Origin of the sequence: Kitasatospora sp. NPDC091276 (genome assembly GCF_040684355.1) — a bacterium.
In the GTDB taxonomy this organism is placed as follows: Bacteria; Actinomycetota; Actinomycetes; order Streptomycetales; family Streptomycetaceae; genus Kitasatospora.
In genome coordinates this window covers 100,376-116,934 of record NZ_JBFBFU010000015.1, presented here as the reverse complement: position 1 = coordinate 116,934, position 16,559 = coordinate 100,376, and the positions used below count along the sequence as shown (strand labels likewise).

The 16,559-nt window shown below is 69.2% G+C and carries 20 protein-coding genes; 10 read left to right on the top strand and 10 right to left on the bottom strand.

Going from position 1 to position 16,559, the window contains the following annotated elements; genetic code table 11:
- The first annotated feature begins 173 nt into the window (after nucleotides 1–173).
- Together metG and AB0O19_RS20450 are read left to right on the top strand one after the other, a co-directional pair.
- Nucleotides 174–1,907 carry a methionine--tRNA ligase gene (metG, locus tag AB0O19_RS20455; protein ID WP_363621216.1) on the top strand — a complete coding sequence of 578 codons (1,734 nt, stop codon included), beginning with the start codon at nucleotides 174–176 and terminating at the stop codon, nucleotides 1,905–1,907.
- A 183-nt stretch (nucleotides 1,908–2,090) separates the two neighbouring features.
- A complete protein-coding gene (locus tag AB0O19_RS20450; RefSeq protein WP_063348348.1) occupies nucleotides 2,091–2,402 on the top strand; it encodes a metalloregulator ArsR/SmtB family transcription factor in 312 nt (103 codons plus the stop codon).
- Nucleotides 2,403–2,447: 45 nt separating this feature from the next.
- Here the strand turns inward: AB0O19_RS20450 and AB0O19_RS20445 are convergent, their stop codons facing one another.
- A complete protein-coding gene (locus AB0O19_RS20445; RefSeq protein ID WP_363621214.1) occupies nucleotides 2,448–3,356 on the bottom strand; it encodes a class I SAM-dependent methyltransferase in 909 nt (302 codons plus the stop codon).
- A 147-nt stretch (nucleotides 3,357–3,503) separates the two neighbouring features.
- The gene (locus AB0O19_RS20440; protein WP_363621213.1) at nucleotides 3,504–4,502 is read right to left on the bottom strand and encodes an NAD(P)/FAD-dependent oxidoreductase; all 999 of its coding nucleotides are present in this window, start codon (nucleotides 4,500–4,502) and stop codon (nucleotides 3,504–3,506) included.
- 224 nt (nucleotides 4,503–4,726) lie between these two features.
- Between AB0O19_RS20440 and AB0O19_RS20435 the strand changes: the two genes are divergently transcribed.
- From AB0O19_RS20435 to AB0O19_RS20425, 3 genes are read left to right on the top strand one after another with little or no spacing between them, the layout of a single operon-like run.
- Nucleotides 4,727–5,782 (top strand): aldo/keto reductase, encoded by a 1,056-nt coding sequence (locus AB0O19_RS20435; RefSeq protein WP_363621211.1) that lies wholly within the window; start codon nucleotides 4,727–4,729, stop codon nucleotides 5,780–5,782.
- A 59-nt stretch (nucleotides 5,783–5,841) separates the two neighbouring features.
- A complete protein-coding gene (locus tag AB0O19_RS20430) occupies nucleotides 5,842–6,117 on the top strand; it encodes a PhdYeFM domain-containing protein (protein WP_363621209.1) in 276 nt (91 codons plus the stop codon).
- Nucleotides 6,114–6,518 (top strand): PIN domain-containing protein, encoded by a 405-nt coding sequence (locus AB0O19_RS20425; RefSeq protein ID WP_363621207.1) that lies wholly within the window; start codon nucleotides 6,114–6,116, stop codon nucleotides 6,516–6,518. The genes AB0O19_RS20430 and AB0O19_RS20425 overlap by 4 nt, the downstream gene beginning before the upstream one ends.
- Nucleotides 6,519–6,593: 75 nt before the next feature.
- Here AB0O19_RS20425 and AB0O19_RS20420 read toward each other — a convergent pair whose 3' ends face one another.
- The 3 genes from AB0O19_RS20420 to AB0O19_RS20410 form a co-directional block, all read right to left on the bottom strand.
- A complete protein-coding gene (locus tag AB0O19_RS20420; RefSeq protein WP_363581434.1) occupies nucleotides 6,594–7,163 on the bottom strand; it encodes a GNAT family N-acetyltransferase in 570 nt (189 codons plus the stop codon).
- A 138-nt stretch (nucleotides 7,164–7,301) separates the two neighbouring features.
- On the bottom strand, nucleotides 7,302–7,724 hold the full coding sequence (locus tag AB0O19_RS20415; RefSeq protein WP_363621205.1) for a DUF350 domain-containing protein: 423 nt from the start codon (nucleotides 7,722–7,724) through the stop codon (nucleotides 7,302–7,304).
- Nucleotides 7,725–7,846: 122 nt separating this feature from the next.
- Nucleotides 7,847–8,335 carry an LURP-one-related family protein gene (locus tag AB0O19_RS20410; RefSeq protein WP_363581438.1) on the bottom strand — a complete coding sequence of 163 codons (489 nt, stop codon included), beginning with the start codon at nucleotides 8,333–8,335 and terminating at the stop codon, nucleotides 7,847–7,849.
- A gap of 91 nt (nucleotides 8,336–8,426) precedes the next feature.
- Between AB0O19_RS20410 and AB0O19_RS20405 the strand changes: the two genes are divergently transcribed.
- On the top strand, nucleotides 8,427–8,936 hold the full coding sequence (locus tag AB0O19_RS20405) for a GNAT family N-acetyltransferase (protein ID WP_363621203.1): 510 nt from the start codon (nucleotides 8,427–8,429) through the stop codon (nucleotides 8,934–8,936).
- A gap of 44 nt (nucleotides 8,937–8,980) precedes the next feature.
- Here AB0O19_RS20405 and AB0O19_RS20400 read toward each other — a convergent pair whose 3' ends face one another.
- The gene (locus AB0O19_RS20400; protein WP_363621201.1) at nucleotides 8,981–9,238 is read right to left on the bottom strand and encodes a hypothetical protein; all 258 of its coding nucleotides are present in this window, start codon (nucleotides 9,236–9,238) and stop codon (nucleotides 8,981–8,983) included.
- A 123-nt stretch (nucleotides 9,239–9,361) separates the two neighbouring features.
- Between AB0O19_RS20400 and AB0O19_RS20395 the strand changes: the two genes are divergently transcribed.
- Nucleotides 9,362–9,502: a hypothetical protein gene (locus AB0O19_RS20395; RefSeq protein WP_340633919.1), complete on the top strand. Its 141-nt coding sequence runs from the start codon at nucleotides 9,362–9,364 to the stop codon at nucleotides 9,500–9,502.
- 21 nt (nucleotides 9,503–9,523) lie between these two features.
- Entirely contained in the window at nucleotides 9,524–11,059 is a 1,536-nt protein-coding gene (locus AB0O19_RS20390; protein WP_363621199.1) for a recombinase family protein, read from the top strand.
- A 473-nt stretch (nucleotides 11,060–11,532) separates the two neighbouring features.
- On the opposite strand, the gene AB0O19_RS20385 is transcribed toward AB0O19_RS20390, so the two are convergent.
- Complete coding sequence (locus AB0O19_RS20385; RefSeq protein ID WP_363621197.1) at nucleotides 11,533–12,228, bottom strand: hypothetical protein; 696 nt, start codon at nucleotides 12,226–12,228, stop codon at nucleotides 11,533–11,535.
- A 639-nt stretch (nucleotides 12,229–12,867) separates the two neighbouring features.
- Entirely contained in the window at nucleotides 12,868–13,062 is a 195-nt protein-coding gene (locus AB0O19_RS20380; protein ID WP_363621196.1) for a hypothetical protein, read from the bottom strand.
- A gap of 317 nt (nucleotides 13,063–13,379) precedes the next feature.
- Between AB0O19_RS20380 and AB0O19_RS20375 the strand changes: the two genes are divergently transcribed.
- Both AB0O19_RS20375 and AB0O19_RS20370 read left to right on the top strand, forming a co-directional pair.
- Nucleotides 13,380–14,123, top strand: a complete 744-nt coding sequence (locus AB0O19_RS20375; RefSeq protein ID WP_363621194.1) for an XRE family transcriptional regulator — start codon at nucleotides 13,380–13,382, stop codon at nucleotides 14,121–14,123.
- 3 nt (nucleotides 14,124–14,126) lie between these two features.
- Nucleotides 14,127–14,597 (top strand): NUDIX domain-containing protein, encoded by a 471-nt coding sequence (locus AB0O19_RS20370; RefSeq protein ID WP_363621192.1) that lies wholly within the window; start codon nucleotides 14,127–14,129, stop codon nucleotides 14,595–14,597.
- 32 nt (nucleotides 14,598–14,629) lie between these two features.
- Here the strand turns inward: AB0O19_RS20370 and AB0O19_RS20365 are convergent, their stop codons facing one another.
- Both AB0O19_RS20365 and AB0O19_RS20360 read right to left on the bottom strand, forming a co-directional pair.
- Entirely contained in the window at nucleotides 14,630–15,514 is an 885-nt protein-coding gene (locus AB0O19_RS20365) for a macro domain-containing protein (protein ID WP_363621190.1), read from the bottom strand.
- A gap of 74 nt (nucleotides 15,515–15,588) precedes the next feature.
- Nucleotides 15,589–16,341, bottom strand: coding sequence for a toll/interleukin-1 receptor domain-containing protein (locus AB0O19_RS20360; protein ID WP_363621188.1), 753 nt, complete (start codon nucleotides 16,339–16,341; stop codon nucleotides 15,589–15,591).
- Between the last annotated feature and the right edge of the window lie 218 nt (nucleotides 16,342–16,559).

Genomic DNA, 16,559 nt, shown 5'->3' with positions numbered 1-16,559 from the left:
CCGCCCCCGAGCAGCGCCGCCCTTGAACCGCGCCCGCCCCTGAGTCCGCCCCCCTGAGCCGCACCGCCCTCCCGGCCCGGCGGCGGTAGGCTTGGCAGCCCACAGTGGACCCCTGCGCCTGGCACAGCACTCCGGGTGGGGTGCGCGTGCGGGAGAAATCGGAGCATCCGAGGATGGCTCGGCACCTGGTCACCAGCGCCCTTCCGTACATCAACGGGATCAAGCACCTGGGCAACATGGTCGGGTCGATGCTCCCGGCGGACGTCTACTCCCGCTACCTGCGCCAGCGCGGCCACGAGGTGCTCTACATCTGCGCGACCGACGAGCACGGCACGCCCGCCGAACTGGCCGCGCAGGAGGCCGGGCTGCCCGTCGCCGAGTTCTGCGCCCAGGCGCACGACGCGCAGAAGGCGGTGTACGACGGCTTCGGGCTGTCCTTCGACCACTTCGGCCGCAGCTCCTCCCCGCAGAACCGCGAGATCACCCAGGAGATCGCCCGCGAACTCCAGCGCAACGGCTTCATCGAGGAGCGCGCGATCCGGCAGGTGTACTCCAACGCCGACGGCCGCTTCCTGCCGGACCGCTACATCGTCGGCACCTGCCCGCACTGCGGCTACGACAAGGCGCGCGGCGACCAGTGCGAGAACTGCACCCGGGTACTGGACCCGACCGACCTGCTGGAGCCGCGTTCGGCGATCAGCGGCAGCTCCGACCTGGAGGTCCGGGAGACCAGGCACCTGTTCCTGCTCCAGTCGGAGCTGACCGACGAGGTCGAGCAGTGGATCGCCGCCCACGGCGACGACTGGCCGGTGCTGGCCTCCTCGATCGCCCGCAAGTGGCTCACCGAGGGCCTCCAGGACCGCGCGATCACCCGCGACCTGGAGTGGGGCGTCCCGGTGCCGGCCGACGTCTGGCCGGAGCTGGCGGCCGAGGGCAAGGTGTTCTACGTCTGGTTCGACGCCCCGATCGAGTACATCGGCGCCACCAAGGAGTGGGCGGACGCGGCCCCGGCCGGGCAGGCCCGGGACTGGAAGTCCTGGTGGTACGAGGCCGACCACAGCGTCCGGTACACCGAGTTCATGGCCAAGGACAACGTCCCGTTCCACACCGTGATGTTCCCGGCCACGATCCTCGGCTCGCGTCGGCCGTGGAAGAAGGTCGACTACGTCAAGGCCTTCAACTGGCTGACGTACTACGGCGGGAAGTTCTCCACCAGCCAGAAGCGCGGCATCTTCACCGACGTCGCCCTGGAACTGCTGCCGGCCGACTACTGGCGCTACTTCCTGATGGCGCACGCCCCCGAGTCGGACGACTCCAGCTTCACCTGGGACCTCTTCGCCTCCGTCGTCAACAAGGACCTCGCCGACACCCTCGGCAACTTCGTCAACCGGGTCCTCACCTTCAGCCGCAAGCGCTTCGGCGACGCCGTCCCGGCCGGCCACGCGCCCGGCGAGGCCGAGCAGCGCCTCGGCGAGCAGATCGCCGCCCTGCTGGCCGAGTACGAGGCCCAGCTGGACGGGCTCAACTTCCGCAAGGCCGCGCAGGGTCTGCGCGCGCTGTGGAGCGCGGGCAACGCGTACCTGGACGAGAAGGCGCCCTGGCTCCAGGTGAAGACCGACCCGGACGCGGCGGCGCTGACCCTGCGCACCGCGATGAACCTGATCCAGTTGTACGCGGTGGTCTCCGAGCCGTTCATCCCGACCGCGGCGGCCGCGATGCGCGGCGCCTTCGCCCTGCCCGGGGACGCTCCGGCGGCCGGCCTGTCCTGGGTCGGCCCGGAGCGGGCGCGGGCACTGGACCTGGTGCCGGCCGGGACGGCGTTCACCGTGCCGCCGGTGCTGTTCGCCAAGATCACCGACGAGGACCTGGCCGCCTGGACCACCCGCTTCGGCGGCCAGGAGGGCTGAGCCCCGGCGGGCGGCCCGGGACCCGGTCCGCCCGCCACCCGCCTGACACCGGGGTGGATCTGACGCATCATCACCGATGGTGCGTCCAGGTCGTCGGCACCCCACCGGGCGGCACCGCACTGCCCCACTGACCGGCGTCGGCTCGCCGAGGCCCTGCTGTCACACGCCGGTACGCTTCCAGCCATGGATGTTGACCTGGTCACCGCCCTGCGGGCGATCGCCAACCCGACGCGCCTGCAACTGCTGGCATGGTTGCGCGAACCCGAACGTCACTTCCCCCTGGAGGAAGCGGTCGCCGACCCGCGCGAGGTCGGCGTCTGCGTCAGCCACATCCAGGCCAAGGCCGGCCTCGCCCAGTCCACCGTCTCCGCCTACCTCGCCGAACTCCAGCGTGCCGGCCTCGTCCGCGCCACCCGCATCGGCAAGTGGACCCACTACCGCCGCGACGAGGCCCGCATCGCCGCCCTCATCACCGCTCTCGGCCACACCCTGTAGGCCCCTGCCGGTAGGCCCCTGCTGCGGCCGGGGCGGTTGCGGCCGTCAGCCGGCCTTGCGGGCGGTGTGGACGGTCATGGCCGAGAGGAAGAAGGCGTCCGGGCGGTTCAGGATGCCGGTGGGGGTGTCCTCGGCGAGGAGGGCGTCGAGGGTGGTGCGGTCCTCGGGGGCGAGGTTGTCGGCGAGCTGGTCGCGCAGACGGGCGAGTTGGGTGTGGAGGTGCTCGCGGGCGGGGCGGGCGAGCGGGGCCGGGTGGTCGATCAGGAAGGTGCGGGTGCCGCTGGGAGTCAGGCCGGCGCGGGTGAGCATGGCCGGCCAGTCCTCCACCTCCTCGGTGGCGCCGGGCAGTTCGGCGCGCATGGTGCTGAAGCCGTCCTCGTGCACGGCGTCGAGCCGGGCCTGGAAACCGGGCCGGCCGAGGCCGAAGTCGCGCGGCAGGTAGCGCAGCGGCAGGCCGCGTTCGGCGACGGCCAGCAGGCCGCCGGGCCGGAGCGTCGCGGCGAGGGAGGTCAGGGCGGCCTGCTGGTCACCGAGGTGGTGGATCGCGTTGCCTGACCAGATCAGGTCGGCCTCGCCGAGCTTGCCGAACTCGGCGGGCAGGTCGGCCTGCTGGGTGCCCAGACGGCCGCCGGAGCGGGCCCGGGCGCGCTCCAGCAGGGCGGCCGACTGGTCGACGGCGACCGTCTCGGCCTCGGGGAAGGCGTCCGCGAGCAGTCCGGCGATCACCCCGGGCCCGCTGCCGACGTCGAGGACCCGCCGCACCCCGCCGGTCTCGCCGTGCAGGGACCGCAGCCACTGCGCGGCCCCGGTGATGGCGGGGGCACGCAGTTCGGCCTCCCGCTCCAGGTGGGCGGCGAGGGCGTCCCAGTCGAAGTCGGCGGCGGGGACGTCGCCGTGGTGGTGACCGTGCTGGTGGCCCTGGCCGTGCTGGTGCTGGTGCTGGTGTTCGGACATCGTGGGTTCTCCGATCGCGGATGACGGAAGGTCGGACGGGTGACGCCGGTCGGACGGGTGACGCCGGTCGAACGGGCGACGCGGGCGAATGGGTGACGCGGGCGAACGGGTGACGCCGGACGAAGGTGCCGGGGGAGTTTCCCCCGTTCAGGCGGGAACGGCGGCGCCGGACGCGCGGTGTTCGGCGACCGCCCGTCCGATCTCCTCCGCGACGAGGTCGTGGTCGAGGTCGAACGCCGCCGCAGCGCCCATCCCGGCGGCGACGACGACCTGCGCCCGCGGGTCGGCGACGTTGCCGACCGCCCAGACGCCGGGGACGCTGGTGCGGCCGGCCCGGTCGGTGGTGACCCAGCCGTTCTCGTCCCGGGCGCATTCCAGGCCGAACAGCAGCGCGTCCCGGGGCACCGGCTGCGGGAAGACGAACACGGCCTCGCGCGGCACCACCCGGCCGTCGGCGAGTTCCACACCGCGCAGCCGGTCGGCGTCCGTCACCAGCTGGGTGATCCGGCCTTCGACGACCCGGACGCCGCGGGCGGCGAGCCGCTCCCGCTCGGCCCCGGTCGGCGTGAGGGTGTGCGTGATCAGGACGACGTCCGCGGACCACTGCCGGAGCAGCAGCGCCTGGTCGACCGCGCCCGGGCCGGTGCCGAGCACGCCGAGCGGGCGGTCGCGGACCTCGTAGCCGTGGCAGTACGGGCAGTGCAGCACGTCGCGGCCCCAGCGTTCGAGCAGGCCCGGGAGCTCCGGGAGCCCGTCGCGCAGGCCCGTGGCGACGACCACCCGGCGCGCGTGCAGCACGGGGCCGCCCGCCAGGTGGACGGCGAAGCCCGTCCCCGCGCCTTCGGCGTCCGCGACGCCCTCGACGTGGTCGGCCCGGGCGTCGATCAGGTCGACCCCGTAGCCGGCGACCTCCGCTCGGCCGACCTCCAGCAGCGCCGCCGGGGGCATGCCGTCCCGGCTCAGGTACCCGTGCATGTGGGCGGCGGGGGCGTTGCGCGGCTGGCCCGCGTCCACCACCGCCACCCGGCGCCGGGCCCGGCCCAGCACCAGCGCGGCGCTCAGCCCGGCCGCACCCGCGCCGACCACCACCGCGTCGTAGTCGTCCCGGGGGGCCGTCGGCCCTGCCGTCCTCATCGTGTCGCCCATGGCGCTCACCTCCACCGCCAGGCTGCGACCGGACCGACCATATCGGCAAGCTTTGTTGCCGTTTCCGCAAACGAAGCACCCCGACCGGCCACCGCCCGTCCGCTCCACGCCACGGACCCGGACTCCCCCGGTGGACGGGGATTCGGACCGACCCTTGCCATGGAGTGCACTCCAACTCCTAGCCTCTGACGCACCACCGACCCACCACCAGGGGGAGCAGCACCATGCGCTACCGCGTCCTCGGCGGCACCGGCATCGAAGTGAGCACCTACTGCCTCGGCACGATGATGCTCGGCTCCGTCGGCAACCCCGACCACGACGACTGCGCCCGGATCATCAACACCGCGCTCGACCGGGGCATCAACTTCGTGGACACCGCCGACATGTACTCGGCCGGCGAGTCCGAGGAGATCGTCGGCAGGACGCTGGCCGCCCGCGGCGACCGCGACGAGATCGTGCTCGCCACCAAGGGGCACTTCCCGATGGGCGAGGGCCGCGGCCGCGGCGGCAACTCCCGGCGCTGGATCCTCCGGGCGGTCGAGGACAGCCTGCGCCGGCTGCGCACCGACCGGATCGACCTCTACCAGATCCACCGGCCGGACCACACCACCGACGTCGAGGAGACCCTGTCCGTCCTCGGCGACCTCGTCCGGTCCGGCAAGATCCGCGCCTTCGGCTGCTCCACCTTCCCCGCCGAACAGATCGTCGACGCGCACCACGTCGCCGAACGCCGCGCCCTGCCGCGCTTCCGCACCGAGCAGCCGCCGTACTCGCTGCTCGCCCGCGGCGTGGAGCGCGACGTGCTGCCCGTCGTCCAGCGGCTCGGCATGGGCGCACTGACCTGGGGCCCGCTCGCCTCCGGCTTCCTCACCGGCCGCTACCGCAAGGACCGCCCGGCTGACCTGACCACCGGCCGCCCGACCATCAACCCGGGCCGCTTCGACCCGACGCTGCCCACCACCGCGGCCAAGCTGGAGGCCGTCGAGGCCTTCACCGCCCTCGCCGGGGACCTCGGCCGCACCCTCCCCGAACTGGCCGTGGCCTTCCCGCTGGCGCACCCCGCCGTCACCTCGGTGATCCTCGGCCCGCGCACCCACGACCAGCTGGAGGCCGCCCTCAAGGGCGCCGACCTGGTCCTCGACGACGCCACCCTGGACCGCATCGACGCCATCGTCCCGCCCGGCACCGACGTCTACCACCCCGACGGCGTCTGGCAGCCCCCGTCCGTCACCACCCCCGCCCTCCGCCGCCGCCCCACCGCGGACCGCCCGGCCGGATAGCCGAACCGGTCTCCCCCGCCAGTGCGACACGGTGCATTACGGCGCGATACACTTGCCCCATGAAGACCATCACGCAGCGCGAACTCGCAGCGCGGTCCAAGGCCGTGCTCGACGATGTCGAAGCCGGCGAGATCTACCACATCACTCGCAACGGCACCGAGATCGCCGAAGTCCGGCCGATCAGCAGTCGCCGCCGATTCGTCCCCGTCGAGGAACTCCAGCGAAAGTGGCGGAACGCGCCGGCGGTCGACGCGACGCAGATGCGCGCGGAAGCCGACGCCTTCTACGGCGATGAGGACCGGATCGGCGGCGACGACCCGTGGGAGCGGAAGTGACCGAGCGACGCCGACGCGGACTGCTCGACACCTGCGTCGTGATCGATCTGCCGCAGATCGATCCACAGCTCCTGCCGGCCGATGCCGCGCTGTCGTCCGTCGTGCTGGCCGAACTCGCCCAGGGCGTCGCCATGGCCAAGGACCCGGTGCAGATGATGGCCAGGGCCCAGCGACTCGCGGACGTGGAGGCGGAGTTCGCCGCCCTCCCCTTCGACCGCGAGGCAGCTCGGCGGTTCGGCACCCTGGTCGCCCTCACGATCCAGGCCAGGCGGGACCCCCGCCCCCGCCGCATGGACCTGATGATCGCGGCGACCGCGGCCGCCCACGGCCTGCCGCTCTACACGCGGAACGCGGGCGACTTCGTCGGCCTGGAGCAGGGCGTCGACGTCATCCCCGTGTGACGAACGGCCCCGCTCCAGTGGTGCCGTCGCCACTTCCGGACGGGTCGCCGCCACCGGCCGCCCGCGGGGAGCCGGCTACTCCCTCGGGGCGGCGAAGCAGTGGACCACGACCGTGCGGTCGGCGGCCCACTGCTGTTCGCCGCTGCCGAGCCAGGTCCAGCCGAGGCGGCGGTAGCAGGCGTTCGCCGGGGCCGCGGTGGCGAGGACGTCGAGGACGGGGTGGAGGCCGAGCGCCCGCGCGTGCGCCACGGCGGACGCCACCAGCTGTGCACCGATCCGGTGGCCGCGCGCCGTGGGGGCGACGTAGAGCCGGCCGATCACGGCGGTGAGTTCCGGGCGGCCGCCGGTGCGGCGGCTCCACAGGCCGGGGGCGACGTCGCCGGGGGCACTGCGGGAGAGGCCCACGTGGCCGGCCGGGCGGCCGTCCAGTTCGGCGACCCAGGCGGCGAGCAGGCCCCCGGGGGTGAGCCAGGCGGCGGGGCGGTCGGGCCAGTCGGCGGGGTAGCCGTCGGTGGCGTGGACGTCGCCGAGCACCCGGACGCAGTCGGCGAGGTCGGTGACGCGGCGCCGTCGGACGGACACCCCTGCCCCGGCCTGCCGCGAGCCGGACGCGACGACGTTGGCGCGTTCTTCAAGGTCAGCCATGCCGGTACGTTACCGGCCGGGCCCCACCGCCGCAGCAGGTCGGCGACCCCGGCCGGATCCTCGCCGCCACCGCCGGCCGTCGGCCGACGCTCCATCAGCCGAACGCGGCCGGGCGCGCCCAGGCGCTCGGGCGGGCCGTCAGGCGATCGCGGCCGACACCACCGCCGCGACCGCGATGTTGCAGCTGGCCGAGACCCAGACCGCCGGGTGCGGGTCCGGCTCGACCAGGATCGCGCCGAGCCTGCCGGGCGTCAGCAGGTCCACCGCCCAGAAGGCGACGGCCATCAGCACCAGCCCGAGCAGGCCGTAGCAGGCGGTCGAGACCAGGCCCTTGGCGAAGTCCGCGTAGGTGTACATGATCGCGGTGAAGACGATGCCGCCGATGCCGAGCAGCGCGGAGCTGAGCAGCACGGCGGCGTTGCGGTTGCGCTCGACCCAGATCTGGTGGCCGAGCCTGCCGGGCGTCAACAGGTCCACCAGGCCGACGCCGAGGAGCAGCAGCACCACCCCGAGGGCTCCGTAGGCCGCTGCCGCGCCGAGCCCGTGCAGGATGTCGTCCATCGTGGTCCCAGCCCCCGGTCCGCTCGCCGATCCCCGACCGGCCTGGTCAAGGGTTGGCAAAAGATACCCCACCGGGGCGGGCGGCGGACCGGGGAAGCAGGACCCCTGACGTCAGTGGGGGATCAGTGCTCCTCGTGCACCAGGTGGTCGACGCAGGCGGCGATCGCGAGCAGCAGGCCGGTGTCGGCGCCGTCGGCGATCTCCACGCCGTAGGTGTCCCGGATCCGGAACCACTTGCGGGAGATCCGGGCGAGGTCGTCGCCGTGGTGGTTCTCGATCCGGTAGTCCTTGTCGATCAGGTTGCCGTGGATCTTCAGCTCGCCGCCGGATGCCAGCTCCACCAGGTACTTGTCGCGGAACGGGGTGAACAGCTTCTCCCGGACGGTCGCGATCACCTCGCCGTCGGCGTCCTCGATCTTCATCGCGTCGCGGACGGTGAACGCCTTCTCCTTCACCACCGCGACCACCCGCCCGTGCGCGTCCTTCAGCTCGAAGGTGTGCCGCAGCCGCAACACCTTGCCGTCCACCAGGTACGCCTTGTGACCCCGGTCGTCCTCGATCCAGTAGTCGTCCCCGACCGCGAACAGCTTCTCCCTGACCAGGTACCGCACAGCGGCCTCCTCCGTGTCGACGTGACCCCCATTCGACCCGATCCCCCCACCCGCCGGGAAGCACCGCCACACACGGGCGTTCAATGGCGGCATGCGTCCCGACCCCGCCGCCCCGCTGCACAGCGAGCGCCTCGACCTCCTCCCGATCGGCCCCGAGCACGCCGAGGAGCTGGCCGCCGCCCTCGCCGACCCCGCCCTGCACGCCTTCACCGGCGGCTCCCCGGCCACCGCCGACGACCTGCGCGTCCGCTACGCCCGGCTCGCCGCCGGCTCCCCCGACCCCGCCGAGACCTGGGGCAACTGGGCGCTGCGGCTGCGCGCCGACGGGCGCCTCACCGGCTACGTCCAGACCACCGTCCGCCCCGGGGCCGCCGAGCTCGCCTGGGTGGTCGGCACCCCCTGGCAGGGCCGCGGCCTGGCCACCGAGGCCGCCCGCGCCCTGCTCTCCCACCTCGCCGCCACCGGCGTCAGCACCGTCACCGCCCACATCCACCCCGACCACCACGCCTCCGCCGCCGTCGCCCGGGCCCTCGGCCTCACCCCCACCGGCGAGCAGCAGGACGGCGAGACCCGCTGGCAGGCGGAGCTCCCCCGGCCCTGACGCGGACCTGACCCGGACCTGACCCGGACCCGGCCCTGACGCCCTCAGTCCTCCTCGCCCGGCGCCGGATGCGGGTTGATGGCCTGCCCGTCGATCGGCTGCCCCCAGTCGTCGTCGCCCTCGGCCCCCACGCAGTACCCGGAGCCCTCCACCCACCCCCCGGCGTCCTGGCACTGCTCCGCGGTGACGTCACGCGGACCGGGCCGGGCGGCCGCCGCCGCCGAAGCGGCGCCGGCACCGGTGGCGAGCAGGACAGCGGTCGCGACCGTCAGGGCCGACCGGAGCAGGGGTGAGGTGATCATGCGGCCAACGACAGCACGACCCCCGGCCCCCACCCCGCCGACACGCCCACCACCCCCGACCGCGCCCCCACCACGACCGCCGCCCCGGAATGCCGCCCGACCACGATGCGGTTGGATACAGGCATGGCATCTCGTGCACGTGTACGCGCCCCCGAGCTGGTCGGGGCAGGCGGTTGGCTGAACACCGGTGGCAAGGAGCTGACGCTCGCCGACTTCCGGGGCAAGATCACCGTCCTGGACTTCTGGAAGTCCTACACAATGTAGGGATCTCCAGAGGGGGCGTACGTGCACCACCACACCCTGTGTGACCTGTACCTTCGGCTGTCCTTGGACCGGGACGGCAAGACGGCGATCGAACGGCAGGAAGCCGACTGCCGTGCGTGGGCCAAGCGCAATGGACTGACGGTCCGCAAGGTCCACATCGACCGGGGGCGCTCCGGCTTCAAGGACGTTGAGCGCAAGGGGTTCGACTCCGCCCTTGCCTCCGTGACTGCGGGCGTCGTCGGGACGCTGATCGTGTGGAAGCTGGACCGGCTGTCCCGGAAGGGCATCGGGCAGGTCGGCAAGGTCCTGGACGACATCGAGAGGGCGGGCGGCCGTCTGGTCTCTGTCGTCGACGGCCTTGACACCTCGAACGACTCGGCCCGCATGGTCGTCGCCATGCTCGCCGAACTCGCCCGGTCCGAGTCGAAGAACCTCGGCACCCGCGTGGCCCACGCGAAGCGGCACCTGCGCCGCCAGGGCCAATGGATCGGTGGACAGCCCCCGTACGGGCTGCTGGTCGACGCCGCCACGAAGAAGCTGACGCACGACCCCGAGACGGCCGTCTACGCCCGCCTCATCGCGGATGACGCGCTGGCCGGCAAGTCCCTCGTGCAGATCGCCCGACTGCTCAACGAGTACGACATCCCCTCGGCCCGGGGCGGTCAGTGGAACGCCGCGAGCATCATGAACCTGGTCAAGTCGCCTGCCTTCGCCGGTCTCATGCCCGAGACCGAAACCATCGAAGCCGAGGACGGCAGCCGCAGGTTCACCAGTCGAGTCTTCCCCTACCGAGACCCCGAGACGCTGGACACAGTGAGCATCGGCGAAGGCATCATCACGGTCGGCGAGCGCGAACGGATCATCCGGCAGCTCGAATCCCGGACCCGTACCCACGCAGGCAAGCGGATGCCGAAGCCGACCGGCACGGCGCTGCTCACCAGCCTGATCTTCTGCGACGTACCCGGGTGCGGTCGCCGGATGCACAAGGTCGGCAACAGCTACCAGTGCATGGCCCGCCGAGCGGGCAACCAATGCCCCGGCGCCAGCGCCATGGCCGACCGGGTGGACGACTACGTGTCCGAGCGCTTCCTGTCGCTGCTCCCCGCTCTGGAGTTGGACGACCCGTTGCTGGTGACGATCGCCGACCGGTGGATGAAGCGGACCGATCCCGAAACCTTCGCCAAGCGAGACGCGATCGCCTCCGAAATCACCGACCAGGAGGCCCGGTTGGCCGACCTGGAAGAAGCCCGTTACGTCCGTGGCGAGTTCGACCGCCCCGGCGCACTCGACCGCTACGACCGCCTCGCCGCCCGACTCCAGAGCCGCATCGACGGCCTACGCGCCGACCTCGCCAACATCCCACTCCCCGCAGTCGACATCACCCCGCTGCTGGACAGCGAAATGCTGAACCCCGCCTGGGAGGCGTCAACGCAGGACCAGAAGCGGGACCGCCTGTCTCTGGCCATAGACGGCGTGTTCATCAGCAAGGGCGAACGTGGCAAGCGCTTCGTCCCGGAGCAGCGCGTCCGCATCGAGTGGGCAGCGATCACGGAGTAGCCGCTCTGTGTGACCCTCCCAGCCCCGTCCGGCCCGATGGTCGGGTGGGGCTTCTTCGTGCCCGCTGGCGGCCATGTGGGCGTTCGCGGTCGGCCGGCGAAGGTGACGTGGTGACGGAATGACGGGTGATCCAGGTTTTCTCTAGACCGCGCGTGTCATAGAGAAACCAGAACTGGCCGTCATTTCGTCACCACGTCACCTGTACCGCACTGCCTCTCGCCGCCGACCAGGCGGGTGCCCCCTTCCACTCCTGCCCCAGCGCGGCAGGGAGGGAAATCTCCCGCATGGCTGATCGGACCGTTTTCGCGGTGTCCCATCCCGCTAGATCCTTGCCCGTCGGTCCTACGGGGCCACCGATGGGTGAACTCCCAAACCGCCCCCATGGGAGATCCAGGTAGGTTAAAGGCCGATCTGCGCCCCCAGCAGCAGATTTGCAGCCACCTGGCCTGGATCTCGGTACTCCGGGCGGTGTATCAACTCGGCAATGCTCCACGCCACCTGTGCGCTTCGTCCGGTTGTAGCCATACCCCGAGCATGAAGGGGTAGGTGGGGCTTAGCGTCAACCAGTGCAACTGTCGACCGTCCTTGAACTTTCCCGGTGCAACGCTGAAGTCGACGACGTGTTCAAGCTCCACTGCGAACGTCGCCGCTGAGGTCACAGCTCGCAGTCCGGACCCGCGCTCCAGAGTGATGGTTGCTTCACCGCCAGTGGCGGTCGTCAGGAACGGCTCGACCATCCCTTCTGCCATCAAGCCGGCAGGGTGAGTTGGGGTGCCGATCTGCTGCGACGTAGTGCGCTCGACGATCCGCTGAGCGAATGCTGCAAGCGGGACTGTGGCCCGAGGTGCTGCGCTTGCCTGCACGTTCATCGCCCGCCGCGTTACCGCCAGCACCAGCAGTGCGGCAATCAGTCCGACAGCCAAGCCAGCCTCCTGGTTGGTATGGCCCCAGAACGGGGCGCCCACGATGCCAATGAGGCAGCCGATCGCGCTTCCGGAGGCGAAGGCGGTCATGGCCCTCGGGACAGCGAGCGCCAGGAAGACCGATGCGATACCTATGAGAAGAGCGGCGACGACCGCGTGCCACCACGCTGATATGTGCTCATCGTTCGCCCGCTGGAGAGGGAAGCCGATGCCCCAGAAGAACGCCAATCCGTAAACGATGCCCATGAGCCGGATCTCTCGGCAGGTGATGTGTGGGCCACATCATGGCGCACCGGAGCCCGAGACGGCAGGGGCGTGAGTGGTCCGCTGTGGCTCCGGTGGACGTAGGCGGGGTCAAGCGGGACGTAGCCCGACCAGCGACAGCGCCACCAGGCGTTACGGGCCGGTGCTCGCCATAGCTACAACATCTCGCAAGACGAACCACGAACCGGACAAGACGTAGCCGCTGGCAGTCCCGGCCCCAGCTCGACAGACGCGTCCTGGGTGTGTTGCCGATTTCTCGCCCCACGGTGATCAACTAGTCATCTCTGCAAGAGTCTTCAGATCAAGAGCCGCCAAGAAGCAGGGTCGCGAAGGCACCTCTGACGGTCGCTGACGGGGTGTTCAGGGCACTCAAGGCGAGTCCGCGAGGCACGTTAGCGCCATGGGTTGTTGGCTTCTCGCAGTCTGGTGAGGAGATCCGCCCGCCGGTCGCGTTCCTCGGGCGTCAACGGGGCCTCGCTGAACTCCTCCGGAGACAGGACCGGTCGGAGCACGGCGGGCCGCGATGGGGGCCACGGGTGGGACCTCATCCAGCCGAACGGGTCCACGGGCGCAGCATCCTCACAAGGGCCTTCCGTGGGGGCCTGCGGGGCTCCCTGGACGTCATCCGTCATGGCGCACTGCCAGGCACTCCCCGTCGTCCACGTGCTGGGCACGCCACTTGGCGACCTTGCGCAGGATCGTGGGCATGTCCGGGCACCGCGCCTCCATGCCGTCGAAGAGGCCGCACCCGGGGCACTGGCCGGCGTCCGGGGCGGTCTCGGTCGTGATCGGCAGGATGCGTCCGACGATCGACATGCGGCTAACTCCCGTCACAGGGCACCGTCGTGTCCTGGCACTCGGGCAGCGCTCGGGTGACCGCCCAGGCCGACATCCCGGTGTCGTGGTCGCTGACGCGGTTGAACGACGCCAACGTCCTGCGACGCACCGCCCTGCGTTCGGGGAACATCTGCGCACTCCGGTTCTTCGCCGTCATTGGTCTTCCTCCGCCGAGTTGTCACCAAGATCTGACAGCGCCCTGGACGGTGAAACCTCGCGCAAAGGACACTTCAGAACGTCCCTCACGCGGTACAACGTCCCTACAAGAGTCCGGGCTTTGCGGGGAGACACGCGAGATGCCGAACGAGAGACTGAAAGCCGTTATGGCGGCGGGTGGTTGGACGTGCGCCGCCCTGGCGGACAAGGCCGGCGTCGACACCAAATCCGTTGAGCGTTGGGCCAATCAGAACCGTACGCCCCGATTGGGGACGGCCCGTGCGGCTGCCGAAGCGCTGGGAGAAGACATGTTCGCTCTGTGGCCGAGTCTGCGGCAGCCACGTGCCGCGCGGGCGATAAGCCCCGAACTCGTGGCCCTGTACGAGCAGCGGGCCGACCTACCGGTATCCGCCATCGTGAACTTGCTGGAGAAGGCCACCGAGCACATCGACGTGCTGGTCTACGCCGCTGTCTTCCTCCACGAGGCCTACCCACGGCTCAACGATCTGCTCCGGGAGCGCGCCGCCGAGGGCTGCGCGGTCCGGATCGCCATCGGTGACCCCGAGAGCGAGAACGTGAGGCAGCGCGGGGAGGAAGAGCGGTTCGGTCACGGCATCGAGTCCCGATGCAGGCTCGCCCTCATGCACTACAGGCCGCTCCTCGGCACGCCCGGCGTCGAGATCCGCACGCACGGCACCACGCTCTACAACAGCCTCTACCGGGCCGATGACCAGTTGCTGGTGAACGCCCACGTGTGGGGCGTGAACGCGTTCGGAGCGCCCGTCTGGCACCTTCGACGAACAGGTGCGGGAACGCTCTTCGACACCTACGCTTCGAGCTTCGACGCGGTGTGGAGCACCGCCCGACCGGTGGAGGAGAGCTGATCCATGGCACGGACCGAGCACTACGACGATCCCAACGCCCCCAAGCCCAACCGCCTGGTGGTCGCCGCCTCCGCCGTCGTGACCGACGAGGCCGGGCGCATCCTGCTCCAGCAACGGGTCGACAACGGCCTGTACGCCGTGCCCGGCGGGACGATGGATCTGGGCGAGTCGCTTCCGGGCACAGCCGTGCGGGAGGTCTTCGAGGAGACCGGCCTGGAAGTCGAGATCACCGGCCTGGTCGGCACATACACCGACCCACGCCACGTCATCGCCTACTCGGACGGCGAGGTGAGGCAGCAGTTCAACGTCTGCTTCACGGCACGGGTGACGGGCGGCTCGCTGCGCATCTCCGACGAGTCCACCGACCTCCGCTTCGTCCTCCCCGAGGAGATCACCGACCTGCCGATGCACCACACCCAGCACCTACGGCTCCGGCACTTCTTGGAGCAGAGGACTTCTCCGTACCTCGGTTAGACGGCGGCCCGAGCCTCCGTCGGCGCGACTTCTCACAGAACTCTAAGAAAAGCACCCATTTCCAGCATATCTACCCGGCGGGCATCATCAGGGTGTATGACGATCGTTAGCTTCTTGGATATCAGGCGCTCGCGGGAGTTGACTACGAAAGACAGAAGGATCATCCTTACGAGCATTTCTCGATCAGCGTGATCTATGCGGGCCATCTCGGAGCCGATAATTGGCATCGCAATGGCTTCTCGCCTACCATGACGGCCTACTGCCCTCCAGAGACCCCCAAGACTCAGCCAGAGATCGTCCATATTTGAGCTCACCGTCAAGTCATTCTCCATCTTTCCATAGGCCGAGCAAAAGTAGCTTTTCTCGCCACTGGAAAGCACCGCGACGGAGCCGACGGGATAGCGAATAAGTTTTCCCGCACGCTTGCTAGACCTGGTCTCCCGACTCTGCACCGGGAACCCAGCAAGAGAGACAGAAAGATCACTGTCCAGCTGGTCGATATCTCCAGCGTAAACCCGGTCCAAGAACTGCCCCTGCACACTCCCCCGCGATATTACGACATCCCCTGTCCAGTCCGTGTCAAATACGTCATTGAAGCCTATGACTAAATGGGATTGCTCGTCAAAAAGGTCTCCCACTTTGACTACGACAGTGATATCAGGCCTACCAAAGCTCCGACTGACTTTCGTCCGGGGAACAGCCCTCAGGGCCCCACAAGCAAGCGATGACACCATCAGGGCAAGGAGGATGGCGATGCGTGACGTCTCAATATTCGGCCACAAGGCAAAAAGTAGCTGAATAATCCCCGAACCGACCCCGAATGCCAGAGTAGAGTTGGCTGCCAGGCTGCGCCACCAGCGTTTATTTCCAATGCGGCGGCAGATGCCGCGGGAAGCAAACATACTAAGCGAACTCACAGTCACCAGTCTCGTTTACGGCAGCCGAAATCAGCCATCGCAACTCTCAGGACCATCCAGGGGGCCGGCCGGAATCATTGCCCAGCATATCGATGCCGCACCCAGAAGCTTTTAAATTCCCGCCCTGCATAATTCCATTGCTGCAACGGTAGCGAAATCCCCGGAATCTTTTCTAGTCGCTCATGCAGCTCATCGACCAAAGCATCGACATCCGACTCATCCCCAAGGAATGCCATCCGGATGTCACCCACCGCCTGGATCGCCTCTCCCAGGCTCAACGGAGGAACTAATACGGGGTACGTATCTTTCTCCAGGGCCCACGCCGCCCCCATTTCCATCAGACAGTAGGGGCGCGCCAAGAAATTTCTACTAACCAGCTCGATGACAAGGGTTGACTTCAAGAGAGTGGAGCGCAAGCGAGCCGGAATGCTCTCGCCGGAAGGAATTCCGGTCGATCTCTGAGAAGAGTAGAAGATTTGATCATTCGGCACCCCGCCAAGCAAAAGGAGCCTACGGAGTTCATCGGCCAGAATCTTGTCATGGGTGGCATGGCTTATGAATATCGATCGGTCATTCGACACAGTTCTCTGGTCACTTCCCAACGCTTCGCCTCGGCCGCTTTTAGTAGAAAATCTCTCTGCTTCGCCAAGGAGGTGAACATAGAAATCTCCACCCCTTGCTTTGGCTTCTCTAAGGGCTGATGTGACCTTCAGTGCCTTAGAACTCCAGGCGCCTGGCTTCCGATACGCGTCATCGAGGCCATGCGCGAAGAAGAACTTCTCGCTTTCAGCTTGAGTCATCGAAGCCAGCGACTCGGTCAGCTGCATTATGCGATCAGAAGGCCAAGGGTCAGACATGAATCGAGTGTAGCGAGGATGCTCCCTGCTGTCAGGACGTTCATGTTTCTCCAAAGACCCTGTGGCGTACGGCCCCTGTCAGGCCACTGACACCAGCTGCACCTCTAGCATCAATGCGCCTCAGAATTGTCAGCCAAATCTTTGATCACATAAGTTCATGCAGACACCATGGGCACCGGCCATCCATA